A 19,707-nucleotide genomic window follows, 5' to 3' on the forward strand; every position below is an offset into this window, starting at 1 on the left:
ACCATGGCTGTCACCACACAGACCGAGCCCGCCCCCACCGAGCCGCCCCGTCCCGGGCCCGCCAAGGGCACGCGCATCCGGGGCAACCGGCGCCGGGGCATCGCGCTGCACGTCTCCCTGCTGTTCGGGGTGCTGCTCTCCGCGTTCCCGTTCTACTGGGCCGTGATCATGTCGACGCACACGTCGACCGAGATCTTCTCCTACCCGCCGAAGCTGCTGCCCGGCTCGCACTTCGGCGACAACCTGAGCAAGCTCTTCGACAGCATCGACTTCTTCGGGTCGATGCTCAACTCGCTGCTCGTCGCCGTCTCCGTGACGTTCCTCGTCCTGTTCTTCGACTCGCTGGCCGCGTTCGTCTTCGCCAAGTTCACGTTCCCCGGCCGCCGGACGCTGTTCGCGATGATGATGGCGATCTTCATGGTGCCGGCGCAGCTCGCCGCCATCCCGCAGTTCGTGATCATGGCGAAGCTGGGCTGGATCGGCTCGATGACCTCGCTGATCGTGCCGGCCGCCGCGAACGCGTTCGGCATCTTCTGGATGCGGCAGTACATGAAGAGCGCGATCCACGACGAGCTGCTCGACGCCTCGAAGATCGACGGGGCGAGCTTCCTGCGCCAGTACTGGCACGTGGCCCTGCCCGTGGTCCGCCCCGGTCTCGCCTTCCTCGGCATCTTCACGTTCATGGGCCAGTGGAACGACTACGCCTGGCCGCTGATCGCCCTCACCAACCCGGACAACGTGACCCTCCAGGTCGCCATGTCCCAGCTCAACGGGGTCCACGGCACCACGGACTACGGAATGGTCATGACGGGTGCGGTCCTGGCCCTGATCCCCCTGCTGATCGTCTTCGCGATCGGCGCCAAGCAGATCATCGCCGACCTCGGCAAGGGAGCGATCCGCTGATGCGACGCGACCACCTGCTCGCCCTGCGGCCCTGGGACTCACCGGAGACGACCTCCTGGCAGCGGCTGCCGATGAACGCGGTGGACCGGCGCTCCGGCGCGCTGTCCCTGGACGGCTCCTGGCACTTCCAGCTGCTGCCCTCGCCGACCGGCGCGTCGGGCGAGTGGACCCTCGCCGACGTGCCGGGCGTATGGACCCTGCAGAGCCCCGACGATCTGCCCCAGTACACCAATGTCCGGATGCCGTTCGGCGACTTCCCGCCGCACACGCCCGCCGCGAACCCGACGGGCGTCTACGAGCGGTCCGTGGACATCCCCGCCGAGTGGGCGGGCCGGCGGATCGTGCTCCAGGTCGGCGCGGCCGAGAGCGTGCTCCTCGTCCATGTGAACGGCCGGCCGGTCGGCATCTCCAAGGACTCCCACCTGGCGGCCGAGTTCGACCTCTCCGACGTCGTGCGCCCCGGGGACCCGGCGACCGTACGGTTCACCGTCGTCAAGTGGTCCGACGCCTCGCACATCGAGGACCAGGACCAGTGGTGGCACGCGGGGATCACGCGCTCGGTGCTGCTGTACGCCACCGACCCGCTGCACCTCGCGGACGTGACCGTGCGCGCGCCGCGGGACGGCCGGCTGCTGGTCGACTGCAAGGTGCGCGACACGGCGGGACCGCTCCCCGAGGGCTGGTACGTCACCGCGGCCCTGGACGGCCAACTCCTGTCCCAGGACACGGAGTTCGACCGCCTCAACGCCGAGGACATGCGGGTGTCCGACTTCTACGGCGAGGCGCGGCTGCGGACCGTCGTCCGGGACGTCCGCCCGTGGACCGCCGAGACACCCGAACTGTACGACCTGGCCGTGCGGCTGCACCGGGCCGACGGCTCGATCGCCGACAGCTCACACCACCGGGTCGGCTTCCGGGACGTCGAGATCGTCGGCCGGGACCTGCTGGTCAACGGCGAGCGCGTCTACATCCGGGGCGTGAACCGGCACGACTTCCACCCGCTGACCGGCCGCACGGTCACCGCGGACGACATGCGCGCCGACCTGGTCGTCCTCAAGCGGTTCGGCTTCAACGCGGTGCGCACCTCCCACTACCCGAACGACCCGACGCTGTACGACCTCGCCGACGAGCTGGGTCTGTACGTGGTGGACGAGGCGAACATCGAGTCGCACGACCACGCCCACGAGATCGCCGACGATCCCCGTTACCTGCCCGCGTTCGTGGACCGGGTCTCCCGCATGGTCCTGCGGGACAAGAACCACCCCTCGATCATCATCTGGTCGCTGGGCAACGAGTCCGACTACGGCGCCAACCACGACGCGGCGGCGGGCTGGGTACGGCGCCACGACCCGACCCGGCCGATCCAGTACGAGGGAGCCGCCAAGATCGACTGGGCGGACCGGTCACTCGCCTCCGACATCGCCTGCCCCATGTACGCGCCCATCGAGGACTGCGTGGCGCACGCCCTGTCGGGCAGGCAGACCAAGCCCCTCATCCAGTGCGAGTACTCGCACGCCATGGGCAACAGCAACGGCACGCTCGCCGACACCTGGGCCGCCATCGAGTCCACCCCGGGTCTTCAGGGCGGCTTCATCTGGGAGTTCTGGGACCACGGCATCCTCCAGCGGGTGAACGACGGACGACCGGTCGGCCGAGGTGGCGTGGGCCTGTACGACAAGGGTGTCACCGCGCCCGGCCACCGCTGGGCGTACGGCGGCGACTTCGGCGAGGCGATCCACGACGGGGCGTTCATCGCCGACGGCGTGGTGTTCCCCGACCGGACCCCCAAGCCCGTGATGTACGAGCACCGGGAGATCGCGGGCCCGGTCGGGCTGACGTACGACGAGGGGGTGCTGCGGGTCCACAACCGGCAGCACTTCCGGGGACTGGAGTGGCTGGCGGCCGAGTGGCTGCTCGTGGGCGCCGACGGTGCGACGCGGCGCGCGCCGGCCTCGCTGCCGGAGGTACTGCCGGGCGGGTCGGCGCAGGTGCCGCCGCCCTTCCCGCTGCCCGAGCCCTCCGCCGGTGAGACCTGGCTGACCCTGCGGGTCACGACCGCTGACGACGAGGCGTGGGCGCCGCTCGGCACGGAGGTGTGTGTGCCGCAGGTCCGGCTGAGCGCCGCGCTCGCCGACGCGTCCCCGGAGCCCGCGAACGGCCCGGCCGTCACGCTGGACGAGGACGCGCTGCTGGTCCACCCTTCGCTGACGTCGGCGCCTCGGCTCTCGCTCTGGCGGGCGCCCACCGACAACGACGAGCTGGGCGGCATGGCGGCCCGCTGGCACGACTGGGGCCTCGACGCGCTCGTACGCAAGGTGGTGGACGTACGCGAGGAGGGGCCCCGGGTCGTCGTGCTCAGCGAGTACGCAACCGGGGCCGGGACCGTCCGCCACGAGCAGGTGTTCACCCCGGTCACCGGCGGCATCCGGGTCGAGGAGTCGGCCGAACTGCCGGCGGGGCTCGACGACGTGGCCAGGGTCGGCACGGTCTTCGAGACGGCCCCCGGGCTCGATGTCCTGGACTGGTACGGGCAGGGCCCCTGGGAGTCGTACCCGGACCGCAGTGCGGGCGCGCCCGTGGGACACCACTCGCTGGCGGTGGACGAGCTGTTCACCCCGTATCTGCGGCCCCAGGAGAGCGGAGGGCGGCACGGGGTGCGGCGGTTCACGCTGTCGGCGCCGGACGCCACGGGGCTGGCCGTGGAACTGGGGGCGCCGGGGCAGGTCTCCGTCAACCGGTACCGGGCCGAGGACCTGGCCGCCGCCACGCACCATGACGAGCTGGTGCCGCGGCCGGGGTGTGTCGTGCACCTCGACGCGGCGCACCGGGGGCTCGGCACGGCTTCGTGCGGGCCGGACACCTCGGCCGGGTATCTCGTGGCGCCGGGGGCCCACCGGTGGGGGTGGACGCTGCGCGTGCTCTGACCTGTGCGGCGTGACCCGTGGTCCGTGGTCCGTCGCGCAGTTCCCCGCGCCCCTCAAGGACACAAGATTGCGCCGTTCCCCGCGCCCATGGAGGCGGGGTGTGGCTGGGCGGGGTGTGATCGGCGGGCGTACCGTGGGTGGGTGACCAGTGACGACGTGCTGCGGCCCCAGTCCCTCATGTTGTCCTTTCTCGGTGACCAGGTGCTCGGCCGGGACGTCTGCGTGTATTCGGGGAGCGTCATCGACGTCTTCGGGCGTGCGGGTGTCGGCGAGCACGCCACCCGGTCCACCCTGACGCGCATGGTCGGCCGCGACCTGCTGCGGCGGCAGCGCGAGGGACGCCGGATGTACTTCGGACTGACCGAGCGCTCGGAGGCCGTGCTGCGGGACGGCGAGCAGCGGATCTGGGAGGAGGGGGCCGTCAACCGCTGGTGGGACGGCACCTGGACCCTGCTCGGCTTCTCGCTGCCCGAGTCCTGGCAGCGCCAACGGCACGATCTGCGGGCGCAGTTGACGTGGAGCGGATTCGGCCCGCTGTTCGGTGGCCTGTGGATCGCCCCGGGTGAGACGGACGTCTCCGGGCTCGTCGCCGAGCTCGGTCTGTCCGCCCATGTGAAGATCTTCCGCGCCCACGCGGACGTCGGCATGGACATCGGCGCGATGATCGAGGAGACCTGGGAACTGGACGAACTCGCCATGCGCTACGAGTCGTTCGCCCGCCGCTGGCAGCACTGGGAGACGGTCGAGCCCGCGGCGGACCAGGCCCTCGCGCTGCGACTGCGCCTGTCGACACAGTGGCTGCAGGTCGTCCGCCGGGACCCGCGTCTGCCGGTCGAACACCTCCCGGACAACTGGCCCGCCGACCAGGCCGAGAGAACGTTCCGAACGGTCTACACCCGCCTGACCCCCTTGGCCCAGCAGTCCGCGGACCACCTCTTGGATCTTGTCCCGGTGAGACCGCCCCATTAGGGGCGCGGGGAACGGCGCAATCCTTTCGCCTTTCGCCTCCAGGGGTGCGGGGAACGACGCAGTCTTGTGCCTTTGGGGGCGCGGGGAACTGCGCGACCAGCCACGACGAACCCGCACCCGGCAACCACCCAGCACACACCCCCGTCACACATAGAACCGCGACAAACTCTGCAACACCGCCGCCGGCTTCCCCACCCCCTCGATCTCGATCGTGCCGTCGACAGCAACCTGCACTCCCCCCGCCACATCGGACACCTCCGCAAGCCGCGCGACAAGCCGAATCCGCGCCCCCACCTTCACCGGCGAGGGAAACCGCACCTTGTTCAGCCCGTAGTTGACCTTCGTGGTCACACCCCGGACGTCCAGCAGCTCGGTGAAGAGCGGGATGAACAGCGACAGGGTGAGGTACCCGTGCGCGATGGGCGCCCCGAACGGCCCCTGCGCGGCCCTCTCCGCGTCGACGTGGATCCACTGGTGGTCACCCGTGGCGTCGGCGAAGGTGTTGATCCGTTCCTGGGTCACCTCGATCCACCCACTCGTGCCGAGGTCACCCCCGGCGAGCTTCCTGAGTTCGTCGACACCGTTCACTGTGATCGTCATGTGGCTCTCCTCCACTGGGAGTAGTCGCTTACCGGGAGCCGGTCCCGTACCGCTGGCGGACACGGGATTTGAGCAGCTTGCCGGAGGCCGTCCGCGGCAGTTCGTCCGCGAGCACCACCGACTTCGGGATCTTGTACTTGGCCAGGTGTCCGGTGAGGGAGGCGAGGACCTCGTCGGGGTCCAGCCCGACGCCCTGGCGCGGTACGACGACCGCGCGCGGCACCTCGCCCCACTTCTCGTCGGGCACGCCGATGACCGCGCACTCGGCGATGCCGGGGTGGGCGAGGAGGCGGTCCTCGATCTCGGCGGGGTAGATGTTCTCGCCGCCCGAGATGATCATGTCCTTGATGCGGTCGACGACGGTCACATAGCCGTCCTCGTCGATCCGGGCGGCGTCCCCGCTGCGGAACCAGCCGTCGCTGAACACGGCCGCCGTCTCGTCGGGCAACCCCCAGTAGCCGGGCATGACATGGGGCCCGCGTACGAGGATCTCGCCGGTCTCGCCGATGCCGGCGACGTCGTTCGCGGCGAGGCCGGGCCGCACGACGCGCACGTCGCTGAAGAAGTGCGGCACGCCCGCCGAGCCCGCCTTGGTGACCGCGTGCTCGGCGTCCAGGAAGAGCACGCCGGGCGAGGCCTCGGTCATGCCGTAGCCCTGGAGGAAGGTGAGGCCCCGCTCCTGGTAGGCGGCGATGAGCGGGGTCGGCACGGGTGAGCCGCCGCAGCTGAGCATGCGCAGCGAGGACAGGTCGGCGTCGGCCCAGCGCGGCTGGCGGGCCACCTGCTCGAACATGGTGGGCACACCGAACATGAAGGTGATCCGGTGCCGTTCGATCAGGTCGAGGGTGGCCGCCGGGTCGAACGCCTCGACCAGGACGCAGGTGCCGCCCTTGAGGAGGACGGGCAGGGTGAGCATGTTCAGGCCGGCCGTGTGGAACAACGGGGCCGACACCAGGGCGCGTTCGCCCGCGATCAGGTCCTGGTCGACGAGGACGTTGACGGCGTTCCACGTCAGGTTGCCGTGCGTGAGCATCGCACCCTTGGGGCGGCCCGTCGTGCCCGAGGTGTACATGATGACGCAGGTGTCGTCGGCGGAGACGGGTTCGTCGATCGCCTCGCCCGAGACCGAGGCGAGCAACTTGTCGTAGGCGTCGCCCACTTCGACGTACGTACGCACATCGCAGTGGCCCGGCAGGCCGGCGACCAGCCCCTCGGACGCCGGCCCGTGCACGAGGGCCTTCGCGCCGGAGTCTTCGAGCTGGTAGGCGATCTCGGGGCCGGCGAGGCGGGTGTTGAGCGGGACGAAGACCGCGCCGAGCGTGCCGGCCGCGAACAGCGTCTCCAGGTAGGAGGGGTGGTTCGGGCCGAGGTAGGCGATCCGGTCGCCGCGGCGCACTCCGCGGGCGCGCAGGGCGTGGGCGAGGCGGGTGGTGCGCTCGTACAGACCGCCGTACGTGAGTGTCGTGCCGTGGTGGATCAGGGCGGTGCGGTGGGGGGTCTTGCGGGCCCGGCGGGCGGGCCACGACCCCAGTCCCTCGTTGCGCATGCCATACCCCTTACGGCTCGGTGTGTCCGGTCCACGGCTGGATGAGTCCGGTCACGGCTTGGTGAGGCCGAGCAGTCGGGCCGCGTTCTCCTTGAGGATCTTCGGCCTGACCTCGTCCTTGACGGGCAGTTTCGCGAAGTCGGCGAGCCAGCGGTCCGGGGTGAGGACCGGGTAGTCGGAGCCGAACAGCACCTTGTCCTTGAGCAGGGTGTTCGCGTACTGCACGAGCTGCGGCGGGAAGTACTTCGGCGACCAGCCGGAGAGGTCGATGTGGACGCCCGGCTTGTGGGTGGCGACCGCGAGGGCCTCGTCCTGCCAGGGGAAGGACGGATGCGCCAGGATGATCCGCAGGTGCGGGAAGTCCGCCGCCACGTCGTCGACGTGCAGCGGGTTGGAGTACTTGAGGCGGATGCCTCCCCCGCCGGGCACGCCCGCGCCGATCCCGGTCTGCCCGGTGTGGAAGAGGGCGATGGCGCCGGTCTCCTCGATGACCTCGTACAACTCGTAGGCCACGGAACGGTCGTTGGGGAAGAAGCCCTGGATGCTGGGGTGGAACTTGAAGCCCTTCACCCCGTACTCCTCGACCAGCCGGCGGGCCCGCTTCACCCCCGCCTTCCCTCGGAAGGGGTCGATGGAGGCGAACGGGATCAGCACGTCGGGGTTGGCGGCGGCGGCCTCGGCGACCTCCTCGTTCGGGACGGGTTCGGTGCCGGTCGCGGACTCGGCGTCGACCGTGAAGATCACGGCGGCCATCCTCCGCTCCCGGTAGTACGCGGCCGTCTCCTCCAGGGTCGGCTTCCGCTTGCCCTCGACCTTGAAGTAGGCGCTGGAGGCCGCGTGCAGGTCGTCGTCGAGCGAGGACGTGCCCTGGGAGGAGACCTCGGCGTGGGTGTGGACGTCGATGGCGACCAGGTCGTCGACATTCATGGAGAGGGTCATGACGCCTCCGGAACCCTGGGTGCCGGGATGCCGACGGTCTGCGGCTCGGCGCCGACCGAGGTGTGCCAGACGTCGGCGAGTGCTTCGGGCGTCCAGCCGCCGTCGGCGTACGCGGCCCTGATCTCCTGGGGGTGGGACCACAGGGTGACCTTGTCGCCGCCGATGCCGATGGCCTGGCCGGTCACCCCGCGGGCGGCCTCGGAGGCCAGGAACGGGACGAGGGCCGCGCAGTCCTCGGGGGTGCCGAACCCCTCGCCCCTGCGCAGGAAGTCAGGGAGCGGTTCGCCGCGTCTCATGGCCTCGATGTAGGGGGCGAAGGCCGGGATGGTCTCGGTCATCGCGGTCGCGGCCACCGGCACGATCGCGTTGACGGTGATGCCCGCGCGGCCCAGCTCCATCGACCAGGTACGGGCCATGGCGGCGATGCCGGCCTTGGCGGCGGAGTAGTTGGTCTGGCCGAAGTTGCCGCGCTGCCCGGCCGGCGAGCCGACGAGGATCAGCGTGCCGCCCTCGCCCTGCTCCCGCATGCGGACGGCGGCGGCGCGGGCGCAGGTGAAGGTGCCCTTCAGATGGGTGGTGAGCACCGCGTCGAAGTCGTCGTCGGTCATCTTCCACAGGACCTTGTCGCGCAGGATGCCGGCGTTGGTGACCAGGACGTCGAGGCGGCCGAACTCGTCGACCGCGCGGCTCACCAGCCGGTCCGCGGCCTCGGCGGTGCCGACCGCGACCACCTCGGCCACGGCGGTGCCGCCCGCGCCCGTGATCGCCTCGACGGCGTTCTCGGCGACGGCCTCGTCCACGTCGTTGACGACCACGGAGGCGCCCGCGGCGGCTAGGGCGTGCGCATAGGCCAGGCCGAGGCCACGGCCGGAGCCCGTGACCACGGCGACCTTGCCGGTGAGATCGATGCTGGACACGAGGGGTCCCTTCAGAGGTGACGGGGTGAGGGGCGACGAGGTGATGGGGTGACGAGATCGAAGCTAAGGACAATAATTGTTGACGTCAATAGTTGTTGCCGACTCAGCTGTGCGCCATGCTGGTCCCGCACGGACGCAGTACCGAGCCCCTCGCGGGGCCACGACCAGGGAGCCCGCCATCGCCCGCCAGCCGCATGTCACCGACCCCTCGCCCACGGATGCCGCGCCGATCGACGCCCAGGAACCGTGGATGCGCGGACTGCACGCGGACACCGGCTACCTGCTGTACCGGATGGGACTGCGCTCGGGTCAGATGTTCAACTCGTTCCTGCAGGAGTCGGGGCTGCGGCTGCGGCACTACGCGCTGCTGCGTTTCCTGGCCACCTCCGAGGGCGCGCTCCAGCGGGAGTTGAGCTCGCGGCTCGGGTACGACCCGAGCGCGATCGTCGGCCTGGTCGACGACCTGGAGAAGCTCGGGTTCGCCGAACGCCGCCCCTCCCCCGACGACCGCCGCAGCCGGACCGTCGTACTGACCGGGGACGGGCGTGCCTTCCTGCGCGACACCGACGAGGCGGGGCTGCGGGTGACGGACGACCTGCTCGGGCCCCTCGACCCCGCCGAGCGGGAGATCCTGCACACGCTGCTGCGACGCGTCGCCGAGACCGAGCTCGACTCCGGCGCGTAGAACGGCGCGGCCCATGACCTCCCTGTCCGCGCCCGGCCGCCTGCTGGCCGTGCTCGCCGCCTTCGACCACGACCACCCGGCGCTCTCCCTCACGGACATCAGCCGCCGGGCCGGGCTCTCCCTCACCACCGCGCACCGGCTCGTGGGCGCGCTCAGCGACTGGGGCGCCCTGGAACGCGACCCGGACGGGATCTACCACGTCGGTCTGCGGCTGTGGGAGCTCGCCGCGCTCTCCCCGCGCGGGCTCGCCCTGCGGCAGATCGCGCTGCCGTATCTGGAGGACCTCTACGAAGCCACGCACGAGAACGTGCAGTTGGCCGTGCGCGACGGCTCCGAGGTCGTCTACATCGAGTGGATCTCCGGCCGTTCGGCCGTGGGCGTGAGGATCCAGGTGGGCGCGCGCTGGCCGCTGCACGCGACCGGTGTGGGACTCGCGCTGCTCGCCCACTGCGAACCGGCGTTCCAGGAGACGTACTGCGGCGGGCCGCTCGCCGGCTTCACCCCGCACACCATCACGGACCCGGCGGCCCTGCGCCGCGTACTCGCCGAAGTCCGGCGCTCCGGGGTGGCGGTGAGTGTCCGTCAGATCACGGAGGACGCCCTGTCGGTGGCCGCGCCGGTACGTGGTCCGGGCGGCCCGGTGACCGCGGCGGTCTCGGTCGTGGTACCCGAACGAGGCGCGCAGACACCGGCGTTGATCCCGGCGGTACGACTCGCCGCACGCGGGATCTCCCGGGCACTGGGGTGGCAGCCGGAGCCGTCGGGGGGATGAGAGGGCCGGACGCTTCTCCCCTCGCAGGTGAGGGCACGCGAGACCGGCCCTCGCCCATCCCAGCGGTGAGAGCCGGTCGACATCCCTCTCACCGGTGAGGACACGGTCCCGGCCCCGCGCCGATACCGGCACGGCCGCTTCCCCGAGGAGCCGCCCAAGCCTGCCTCGTCCACCTCCCCCTGGATCCCCCTGCCGTCGCCCGCCTGCGCACGGCCAACCCGTACGTCGTCGACACCGCGCTCGCCGTACTCGGCGGTACTGATCGACGCGACGCCGGTACGGATACTGCTCGTCCCGGCGACCATGGCGCTGCTGGGCCGGCGTGCGTGGTGGGCGCCCGCACGACTGCGCCGCGCACACGACCGCTTCGGCCTGAGCGAGGAGGCTCCGCCGCCCGCACGGCCCCAACTCACCGAGCAGCACTGAGGCGTCGGCGTCCGCTCGGCGGGCGTCGTCGACCACCGGCCCCGCACAGGCCCCGCACAGGTGTCGGGTACCGTTCCGCGGCTACTGGTAGGGAATGGGAAACATACTCGTCGGCACGTGTTCGTGGACGGATGCGAAGCTGGTGGCCGGCGGCTGGTACCCGCCGGGCCGGCGGGACGCGGAGGGCAGGCTGCGGTACTACGCCGAGCGCTTTCCCGTCGTGGAGGTGGACTCCACGTACTACGGCCTGCCGAGCGAGCGCAACAGCCTCCTGTGGGCCGAACGGACGCCCGACGGCTTCCTCTTCGACGTGAAGGCCTTCTCCCTCTTCACCGGCCACCCCACCAGGACCGCCGCCCTGCCCCCCGATCTGCGATCCCTCCACAGCGGGCGGCCGGGCGATCCCGGGCCGGGTGATCCGGGGTTGCTGGACGAGTTGTGGCGGCGGTTCACCACGGCACTCGAACCGCTGCGGCGGACCGGACGGCTGGGCACCCTGCTGTTCCAGTTCCCTCCGTGGTTCGGGCCGGACGACCGGGCCGAGGCCGTCCTTCGGGAGTGGTCACGGCGGGCCGCCGGGTGGCCGCTCGCCGTGGAGTTCCGGCATCCCGACTGGTGGCGGCCCGACCTGCGGCAGGCGTCCGCGGATCTGCTCACGCGGCTGGGCATGAGCACCGTCAGCGTGGACATGGCTCAGTCCGTCGTCGACGCCGTCCCCCCGGTCGACGTGGTCACCTCGTCCCGGCGGGCGGTGGTCCGCTTTCACGGGCGCAGTACGTCCTGGGGGTCCGGTAGCAAGGAGGACCGTTTCCGGCACGCGTACACGACCGACGAGCTGACGGCCTGGCTGCCGCGGCTGCGTTCGATGGCCGAGCGTGCCGAGGAGCTGCACGTGCTGTTCAACAACTGCTGCGGCGATGCCGCCGTACGCGCCGCGGAGAGGATGAGCGGCCTGCTCGCCGCGCCGGCCGCGTCCCGGGCCGCTCGCTGACCCCGGCACAGCGCCGACCCCCTCGGGGCGGGCCCGGCCCGCAGCGCTCTCACCGAAATCTCAGCCGGGACCGCACCCGTTCACAGAACAAACCCAGACAAGAGGAGCAGGCTGCACCCACACCAGTGGTCACCTCATCAGGAAGGCATCTCGTGGGCGTCTCGCAGATATCCGACGGGCCGGCGAAGTGGTCCCGGCGGGGCGTTCTCGCCGTGCTCGGGGCCGTACCGGCCGCCGTGCTCACGGGCTGCGGCTCCCCGGCGAGCGCCTCGGACGCCACCACCCCCAACACGCCCACGGCCTCCGCCGCCTCTCCGACCTCCCCGTCCTCCTCGGCAGAGGCCTCGCCGCTCACCCTCACCCCCGCCGACGGCAGCCAGGACGCCGACTTCACCAGCCCCGTCCGGGTCACCGCCTCCGCCGGCACGCTCTCCCGCGTGACGGTCACGGCCGACGACGGCTCCACCCTCGCCGGGTCCTTCGACGACTCCCGTACGACGTGGACCTCCGGCCGGAACCCGTACTCCGGCACCACGTACACGGTCACAGCCACGACCGAGGCCCAGGACGCCACCGAGGAGACCCTCTCCTTCACCACCAGGACGGCCGCGGACACCTTCGTCGGACGGTTCACCCCCGAAGCGGGGTCCACCTCCGGCGTCGGCATGCCGGTGTCCGTCGACTTCACGCACGCAGTGACGGACCGCGCCGCCGTCGAGAGGGCGATCACGGTGACCGCGGACCCGCGGGTCGAGGTCGTGGGGCACTGGTTCAGCGACACCCGGCTCGACTTCCGGCCCGAGGAGTACTGGGCCGCGGGCACGAAGATCACCCTCGCCCTGCGGCTGAAGGACGTCGAGGGCGCGTCCGGTGTCTACGGCACCCAGTCCAAGGACGTCACCTTCCACATCGGCCGCGAGCAGATCAGTACGGTCGACCTGGCGAAGAAGACGATGACGGTACGGCGGGACGGGCAGACCCTCGCCACGTATCCGGTGTCGGGCGGCGACGCCGAGCACACCACCTGGTCCGGGATCATGGTGATCAGCGAACGGTTCAAGAAGACCCGGATGGAGTCGTCCACGGTCGGTCTCGGTGACGAGTACGACATCGACGACGTGCCGCACGCGCAGCGCCTGACGACCTCGGGCACGTTCATCCACGGCAACTACTGGGCGGCGTCGTCGATCTTCGGCGGCAGCAACACCACGCACGGCTGCATCGGGCTGCGCGACGCCCAGGGCGGCGGCGACACCTCCGAGCCCGGCTACGCGTTCTACAAGAGCTCCATGCTCGGCGACGTGGTCGTGGTGAAGAACTCGGGCGAGGACACGGTGGATCCGGCGAACGGCCTCAACGGCTGGAACATGTCCTGGAGCAACTGGCAGGCAGGAAGCGCTTTCTGACGTCTCGTCCGATCCGCCCCCTCCCCCGCCCGATCCGTCCCCCTTCTTCACGCAGTGAACTCCCCGGCCCGCCGGATGCTTTCTCTGCTTTACCTCTTGACGACCGGAGTGCCGAAGAGCACATTGGCCGCGCAGCCGTTTTGAGAGCGCTCTCACAGCTCTCGAAACCATCCGCGCACCCCCACTCCGTACCGAAGAGGCACCCATGAGGGAAACTTCCGGCACCCCTGCAGGACCCGGCCGAATACGGCGCTCGGTCATCGCGCTGGTCGGCGTGCTGAGCCTGGCGGCGGCCGGGGCCTCGGCGGCGCAGGCGGACGCGCCCGCGCCGCCCAGCGGCTGGACCCAGGTCTTCGTCGACGACTTCAACGGCACCGCGGGCACCGGCGTCAACACCTCGAACTGGCAGTACGCGACCGGCCACGGCTACCCGGGCGGCCCCACCAACTGGGGCACGGGCGAGATCGAGAACATGACGTCCAGCACCAACAACGTGGCGCTGGACGGCGCCGGGAACCTCAGGATCACCCCGCGGCGCGACGCCTCGGGCAACTGGACCTCGGGCCGTATCGAGACCAACCGCACCGACTTCCAGCCGCCCGCCGGGGGCAAGCTGCGCGTCCAGTCCCGTATCCAGATGCCGAACGTGACGGGCGCCGCCGCCCGCGGGTACTGGCCGGCGTTCTGGATGCTGGGCGCGCCCTACCGCGGCAACTACCAGAACTGGCCGAGCGTCGGCGAGCTGGACATCATGGAGAACGTCCAGGGCCTCAACACCGTGTGGTCCACGATGCACTGCGGCACCAACCCGGGCGGCCCGTGCAACGAGACGACCGGCATCGGCGGCTCCCGCGCCTGTCCCGGCACGACCTGCCAGGCGGGCTTCCACACGTACGGCCTGGAGTGGGACCGCTCGACGAGCGTGGAGGAGATCCGCTTCTACGTCGACGGCGTCAACTACCACACCGTACGGGCGAACCAGGTCGACGCGACGACCTGGGCGAACGCCACGAACCACGGGTACTTCATCATCCTGAACGTGGCGATGGGCGGCGGCTTCGTGGACGCCTTCGGCGGTGGTCCGGACGGTGCCACGGTGCCGGGCAACCCGATGGTCGTGGACTATGTCCAGGTGCTCACCTCGGGCGGCGGCACCACCCCTCCGCCGACCGGCAACCGTGACGCGTACAGCGCGATCCAGGCCGAGTCGTTCGACGGTCAGAGCGGCACGATCAGTGAGACCACCACCGACTCGGGCGGCGGCCAGAACATCGGCGCGCTCGCCAACGGCGACTGGGCGCAGTACAAGGGCGTCAACTTCGGCTCCACGGCGGCCAAGCAGTTCGTCGCCCGGGTCGCGAGCGGCGCGGGCAACGCCGTCAGCGGCCTGGTCGAGGTCCGCCTCGACAGCCGTACGAGCACGCCCATCGGCAGCTTCGCGCTGGCCAACACCGGTGGCTGGCAGAGCTGGCGGACCGTGCCCGCGAACATCGGCAACGTCACCGGCACCCACGACGTCTACCTGACGTTCACCAGCGGCCAGCCGGCGGACTTCGTGAACGTGAACTGGTTCAACTTCGGTCACTGAGACCGGAGTCGGGCAGAGAGATCGCCCACCTGTGGAGGGGCCGCCCGGAGGGGCCGCCCCTCCACAGCCGTCTCAGCGCAGCTCCGCCCGGAACGCCACCGGTGTCGTCCCCGTGTGCTGGGCGAAGAACTTGGAGAAGTTGGCCGCGTCCGGGAAGCCCACGACGGCGCCGATGCGGCCGATCGGCGTGTCCGTGTGGGCCAGCAGGCGCTTGGCCTCCAGGACGACCCGTTTGTCGATGAAACCCTTCGGGGTCTCGCCCGTCGCGGCGCGGACCGCCCGGACGAGGGTGCGCCGGGAGTAGCCGAGGGCGTCGGCGTAGGCGCTGACACTGTGGTTGGTGACGAAGCCCTTCTCGACGGCTTCCCGGAAACGGGTGAAGGTGCTGTCCGCCCGCGCGTGGGCCGCGTCGGCGGCGCCGGCCGCCAGATGGGCCAGGCGCAGCAGGAACGCGGTCAGGGTGTGCCGCAGCACCGCGGTGTGCAGGCTGAGCGGCAGGGTGCCCGTGTCGACGTACTCGCGCTCCAGCTGGGCGAGGGAGTGCTCCAGCGCGGTGAGCTGGTCCCGGTCGGGGCGCAGCAGCGGAGGCAGGTCGTAGCGGTAGAGGCCGGTCGCCTCGACGGTGGCGCGGGGCAGGAAGCCGGGCTGCATGATCAGGGCGGTGCCGCGGTAGTCCGCCGCGGAGGAGAAGCGGTGCACCTGACCGGGCCGGATCCACAGGATCTCGCCGTCCCCCGCCTCGTACTCGTCGAAGTCGATCATGTGCCGGACGGGACCGCCCCGGAAGAGCAGGACCACATGGAAGTCGATGCGGTGGACACGCTCGATCTGTTCACCCGAATGCCAGCTGCGGCCTGCTTCCATCGGGCCCACCTGCATGCCCACGCCGAGGACGCTGAGGTCGACGGGGAAGGGAAAGGTTTTGATCCCGGTCCGGCCGCCGTCGTATCCGCCCTCGTATCCGCCCTCGTGCCCGCTTTGATACCCGCCTTGATACCCGCCTTTGATCCCGTCCTCGAATTGCGCGCTTGTGTCCGCCATGTCCTTCTCTTACCGGCTCGGTCCCGTGGTCGTTGTCCCACTTTCACCAAAGGCTGACACAGGGGCACCTTCCCCAGTAAAAGTCTGACTTTTAAGGTTGAAGGCATCAGAGCAGTTTTCGGGCTTCCGGTGAGGATTTGTTGAACATGAACGCGCAGACACCTGACAGCTTGGAGTGGACCGATCTGGACCGGCGAGCCGTCGACACGGCCCGTCTGCTGGCGGCGGACGCCGTGCAGAAGGTCGGCAACGGCCACCCCGGCACCGCGATGAGTCTGGCCCCGGCCGCGTACACCCTCTTTCAGAAGGTGATGCGTCACGACCCCGCCGACCCCGAGTGGACCGGCCGCGACCGCTTCGTCCTCTCCCCCGGCCACACCTCGCTGACGCTCTACACCCAGCTCTTCCTCTCCGGCTACGAGCTGGAACTGGACGACCTGAAGGCGTTCCGCACGCACGGCTCGAAGACGCCGGGACACCCCGAGTACGGCCACACGGCCGGGGTCGAGACCACCACGGGACCACTGGGCCAGGGTCTCGCCAACGCGGTGGGCATGGCGATGGCCGCCCGCTACGAGCGCGGCCTCTTCGACCCCGACGCACCCGAGGGCGAGTCCCCCTTCGACCACACCATCTGGGGCATCGTCTCCGACGGAGACCTGGAGGAGGGCATCTCCGCCGAGGCGTCCTCGCTGGCGGGCCACCAGAAGCTCGGCAACCTCGTCTTCCTCTACGACGACAACCACATCTCGATCGAGGGCGACACCGCGACGGCCTTCTCCGAGGACGTACTGAAGCGGTACGAGGCGTACGGCTGGCACGTCCAGCGGATCGAGCCCTCGACGGACGGCGACACGGCCGGTGACATCGACGTGCCCGCGCTGTACGAGGCCCTGACCGCCGCCAGGAACGAGACCGGGCGCCCCTCGATCATCGCGATGCGCACGATCATCGCCTGGCCCGCCCCGAACGCGCAGAACACCGAGGCCGCGCACGGCTCGGCGCTCGGCGCGGAGGAGATCGCCGCCACCAAGCGCCTCCTCGGCTTCGACCCCGAGCAGTCCTTCGAGGTGTCGGACGAGGTCCTGGACCACGCCCGTCGCGCCCTCGACCGCGGCGCCGAGGCCCATGCCGCCTGGAACAAGCAGCTCGCCGAGTGGCGTACCGCGCGGCCCGAGCGCGCGAAGCTCTTCGACCGGATCGTGGCCGGACAGCTGCCCGAGGGCTGGGAGAGCGCACTGCCGGTGTTCGAGACCGGCACGTCCGTGGCGACCCGCGCGGCCTCCGGCAAGGTACTGCAGGCCCTCGGCGGTGTGCTTCCCGAGCTGTGGGGCGGCTCCGCCGACCTCGCGGGCTCGAACAACACGACCATCGACAAGACGAGTTCCTTCCTCCCGAAGGACAACCCGCTCCCCGAGGCGGACCCGTACGGCCGCACGATCCACTTCGGCATCCGCGAGCACTCCATGGCCGCCGAGATGAACGGCATCGCGCTGCACGGCAACACCCGTATCTACGGCGGCACCTTCCTGGTGTTCTCCGACTACATGCGCAACGCCGTCCGTCTGTCCGCGCTGATGCAACTCCCCGTGACGTACGTGTGGACGCACGACTCCATCGGACTCGGCGAGGACGGCCCGACCCACCAGCCGGTCGAACACCTGGCCTCGCTGCGCGCCATCCCGGGCCTGAACATCGTGCGCCCCGCCGACGCCAACGAGACCGCGATCGCCTGGGCCGAGATCACCCGGCGGCACGCGGTGAACCCGGCCCCGCACGGCCTGGCCCTCACCCGTCAGGGTGTACCGACGTACGAGGCCAACGCCGACGCGGCCAGGGGCGGCTACGTTCTGCGCGACTCCTCCACCGGAGCGCCCGACGTGATCCTGATCGCGACCGGCTCCGAGGTGCAGCTCGCCGTGGCGGCACGCGAGCAGTTGGAAGCGGAGGGAGTGGGCACCCGTGTGGTGTCGATGCCGTCCGTGGAGTGGTTCGAGGAGCAGTCCGCCGAGTACCGGGAGAGTGTCCTGCCGACATCCGTGAAGGCCCGCGTGGCGGTCGAGGCGGGCATCGGTCTCACCTGGTACCGGTACGTCGGTGACGCCGGACGCATCGTCTCCCTGGAGCACTTCGGCGCCTCCGCCGACGCCAAGATCCTGTTCGCCGAGTACGGCTTCACGGCCGAGAACGTCGCCGCGTCCGCGCGGGAATCCGTCGCCGCCGCCCGCGGTTAATTCGACTGCACGAAGGAAGATGATCACTGTGACCCAGACAATCACCACCACCGAACCCCTGAAGGCCCTCTCCGGCGAAGGCGTCTCCATCTGGCTCGACGACCTGTCCCGCAAGCGCATCACGTCCGGCAACCTCGCCGAACTGATCGACCAGCAGCACGTCGTGGGCGTCACCACCAACCCCTCCATCTTCCAGGCGGCGATCGGCTCCGGCGAGGGGTACGAGGAGCAGCTCGCCGACCTCGCCGCCCGCCGCGTCACGGTCGACGAGGCCGTACGGATGATGACCACCGCCGACGTCCGCGCCGCCGCCGACGTACTGCGGCCCGTGTACGACGAGACCGGGGGCCGGGACGGCCGGGTCTCCATCGAGGTCGACCCGCGCCTGGCCCACGACACGAAGGCGACGGTCGCCGAGGCCAAGCAGCTCTCCTGGCTGGTCGACCGCCCGAACGTCATGATCAAGATCCCGGCGACCAAGGCCGGGCTGCCCGCGATCACCGAGGTCATCGGCCTCGGTATCAGCGTCAACGTCACGCTGATCTTCTCGCTTGAGCGCTACCGCGAGGTCATGGACGCCTACCTGGCCGGACTGGAGAAGGCTCAGGCCAAGGGCCTGGACCTCGCCACCATCCACTCCGTCGCCTCCTTCTTCGTCTCCCGCGTCGACAGCGAGATCGACAAGCGGCTGACGAAGCTGGGCACGGACGAGGCCCTCGCTCTCAAGGGCAGGGCCGCGCTCGCCAACGCGCGGCTCGCGTACGAGGCGTACGAGCAGGTCTTCGACGGTGGCCGCTGGAACGCCCTCGGTGGCGCCCGCGCCAACAAGCAGCGTCCGCTGTGGGCCTCGACCGGCGTCAAGGACCCGTCCTACAAGGACACGCTGTACGTCGACGAGCTGGTCGCGCCCGGCACGGTCAACACGATGCCCGAAGGCACACTGAACGCCACCGCCGACCACGGCGAGATCCGCGGCGACACGGTCAGCGGCGGCTACGCCCAGGCGCGCGCGGACCTGGACGCCGTCGAGAAGCAGGGCATCTCGTACGACGAGGTCGTCGGGCAGCTGGAGTCCGAGGGCGTCGCGAAGTTCGCGGTGGCCTGGGGCGAGCTGCTGGACGCGGTCACGGTCTCGCTGAACAGCAAGGGAGTTGACGGCGAATGAGCAAGAACCCTCCCGAGGGAACCTCGGCGGAGACGGCCGGGGCGGCACCGGGCGCGTCCGCGTCCGCCGCCACCCCGCCGGCGAAGGCCAAGAGGGCCGCGGGCACGAAGAAGGCCCCTAGCACCAAGAAGAGTGCGGGTGCGGGTGCGGGGAGCGCCGCAGGCACCGGGAAGCCCACGGCGGGCGCCGGCAAGGCCGCGGGTGCCGTCACGACCGTGGGTGCCACGAAGCCTGCTGCCGCCGGGAAGCCCGCGAGCGCCGCGAAGACTGCGGGTGCCGCGGATGCCGCGGATGCCGCCAAGACTGCGGGTGCCGCCAAGGCCGCGGGCAGCAAGAAGGCCGCCGGCTCTACGAGGGCTGCGGGCGCCAAGAAGACTTCGGGCGTCACCAAGGCCGCCAGCACCAAGAAAGCTGCGGGGGCCACGAAGACCGCCGGCACCAAGAAGACTGCGAAGACTGCGGGCGTCGGCAAGGGTGCGGGTGCCAAGCGTGCCGGCGGTGCCGAGAAGGCCGTGTCCGGCCGGGCGAAGGCTGCCGACGCCGCGGAAGCCTCGGCACCGGCCGCCGCCGTGGGCGCCGACGCCACCGCCGCCGATCTCGC

15 protein-coding genes are annotated in these 19,707 nt (G+C 70.7%); 10 read left to right on the top strand and 5 right to left on the bottom strand.

The window, feature by feature from the left end; genetic code table 11:
• The first annotated feature begins 3 nt into the window (after positions 1-3).
• From ACH4DZ_RS36835 to ACH4DZ_RS36845, 3 genes are all read left to right on the top strand, one after another.
• The gene (locus ACH4DZ_RS36835; RefSeq protein ID WP_398292740.1) at positions 4-903 is read left to right on the top strand and encodes a carbohydrate ABC transporter permease; all 900 of its coding nucleotides are present in this window, start codon (positions 4-6) and stop codon (positions 901-903) included.
• Positions 903-3,827 carry a glycoside hydrolase family 2 TIM barrel-domain containing protein gene (locus ACH4DZ_RS36840; RefSeq protein ID WP_398292742.1) on the top strand — a complete coding sequence of 975 codons (2,925 nt, stop codon included), beginning with the start codon at positions 903-905 and terminating at the stop codon, positions 3,825-3,827. Before ACH4DZ_RS36835 ends, ACH4DZ_RS36840 begins: the two co-directional genes overlap by 1 nt.
• A gap of 177 nt (positions 3,828-4,004) precedes the next feature.
• On the top strand, positions 4,005-4,796 hold the full coding sequence (locus tag ACH4DZ_RS36845) for a PaaX family transcriptional regulator C-terminal domain-containing protein (RefSeq protein WP_398292819.1): 792 nt from the start codon (positions 4,005-4,007) through the stop codon (positions 4,794-4,796).
• A gap of 144 nt (positions 4,797-4,940) precedes the next feature.
• On the opposite strand, the gene ACH4DZ_RS36850 is transcribed toward ACH4DZ_RS36845, so the two are convergent.
• Genes ACH4DZ_RS36850 through ACH4DZ_RS36865 form a run of 4 tightly spaced genes read right to left on the bottom strand, consistent with a single transcriptional unit; the run spans position 4,941 to position 8,798 of the window.
• Positions 4,941-5,396: a MaoC family dehydratase gene (locus ACH4DZ_RS36850; protein WP_398292744.1), complete on the bottom strand. Its 456-nt coding sequence runs from the start codon at positions 5,394-5,396 to the stop codon at positions 4,941-4,943.
• A 28-nt stretch (positions 5,397-5,424) separates the two neighbouring features.
• Positions 5,425-6,942, bottom strand: coding sequence for an o-succinylbenzoate--CoA ligase (gene menE / locus ACH4DZ_RS36855; RefSeq protein WP_398292746.1), 1,518 nt, complete (start codon positions 6,940-6,942; stop codon positions 5,425-5,427).
• A gap of 51 nt (positions 6,943-6,993) precedes the next feature.
• Positions 6,994-7,869 carry an amidohydrolase family protein gene (locus ACH4DZ_RS36860; protein ID WP_398292821.1) on the bottom strand — a complete coding sequence of 292 codons (876 nt, stop codon included), beginning with the start codon at positions 7,867-7,869 and terminating at the stop codon, positions 6,994-6,996.
• A gap of 8 nt (positions 7,870-7,877) precedes the next feature.
• Positions 7,878-8,798, bottom strand: coding sequence for an SDR family oxidoreductase (locus tag ACH4DZ_RS36865; protein WP_398292748.1), 921 nt, complete (start codon positions 8,796-8,798; stop codon positions 7,878-7,880).
• A 250-nt stretch (positions 8,799-9,048) separates the two neighbouring features.
• Here ACH4DZ_RS36865 and ACH4DZ_RS36870 point away from each other — a divergent pair, with 250 nt between their 5' ends.
• The 5 genes from ACH4DZ_RS36870 (at position 9,049) to ACH4DZ_RS36890 (ending at position 14,666) form a co-directional block, all read left to right on the top strand.
• Complete coding sequence (locus ACH4DZ_RS36870) at positions 9,049-9,483, top strand: MarR family winged helix-turn-helix transcriptional regulator (protein ID WP_384807125.1); 435 nt, start codon at positions 9,049-9,051, stop codon at positions 9,481-9,483.
• A gap of 13 nt (positions 9,484-9,496) precedes the next feature.
• A complete protein-coding gene (locus ACH4DZ_RS36875) occupies positions 9,497-10,255 on the top strand; it encodes an IclR family transcriptional regulator (RefSeq protein ID WP_398292750.1) in 759 nt (252 codons plus the stop codon).
• A gap of 520 nt (positions 10,256-10,775) precedes the next feature.
• On the top strand, positions 10,776-11,672 hold the full coding sequence (locus ACH4DZ_RS36880) for a DUF72 domain-containing protein (RefSeq protein WP_398292752.1): 897 nt from the start codon (positions 10,776-10,778) through the stop codon (positions 11,670-11,672).
• Positions 11,673-11,824: 152 nt separating this feature from the next.
• Positions 11,825-13,078, top strand: coding sequence for an Ig-like domain-containing protein (locus ACH4DZ_RS36885; protein WP_398292754.1), 1,254 nt, complete (start codon positions 11,825-11,827; stop codon positions 13,076-13,078).
• A 205-nt stretch (positions 13,079-13,283) separates the two neighbouring features.
• Entirely contained in the window at positions 13,284-14,666 is a 1,383-nt protein-coding gene (locus ACH4DZ_RS36890) for a glycoside hydrolase family 16 protein (RefSeq protein WP_398292756.1), read from the top strand.
• A 72-nt stretch (positions 14,667-14,738) separates the two neighbouring features.
• On the opposite strand, the gene ACH4DZ_RS36895 is transcribed toward ACH4DZ_RS36890, so the two are convergent.
• A complete protein-coding gene (locus ACH4DZ_RS36895) occupies positions 14,739-15,707 on the bottom strand; it encodes a helix-turn-helix domain-containing protein (protein ID WP_398292759.1) in 969 nt (322 codons plus the stop codon).
• 146 nt (positions 15,708-15,853) lie between these two features.
• On the opposite strand from ACH4DZ_RS36895, the gene tkt reads away from it, so the two are divergent.
• Positions 15,854-17,941: a transketolase gene (gene tkt / locus ACH4DZ_RS36900; protein WP_398292761.1), complete on the top strand. Its 2,088-nt coding sequence runs from the start codon at positions 15,854-15,856 to the stop codon at positions 17,939-17,941.
• Between the two features lie 19 nt (positions 17,942-17,960).
• Positions 17,961-19,106 carry a transaldolase gene (gene tal, locus ACH4DZ_RS36905; RefSeq protein ID WP_398292763.1) on the top strand — a complete coding sequence of 382 codons (1,146 nt, stop codon included), beginning with the start codon at positions 17,961-17,963 and terminating at the stop codon, positions 19,104-19,106.
• Positions 19,107-19,707 lie beyond the last annotated feature (601 nt).

This window comes from Streptomyces sp. NPDC017991 (assembly GCF_044328075.1).
Lineage (GTDB): Bacteria > Actinomycetota > Actinomycetes > Streptomycetales > Streptomycetaceae > Streptomyces.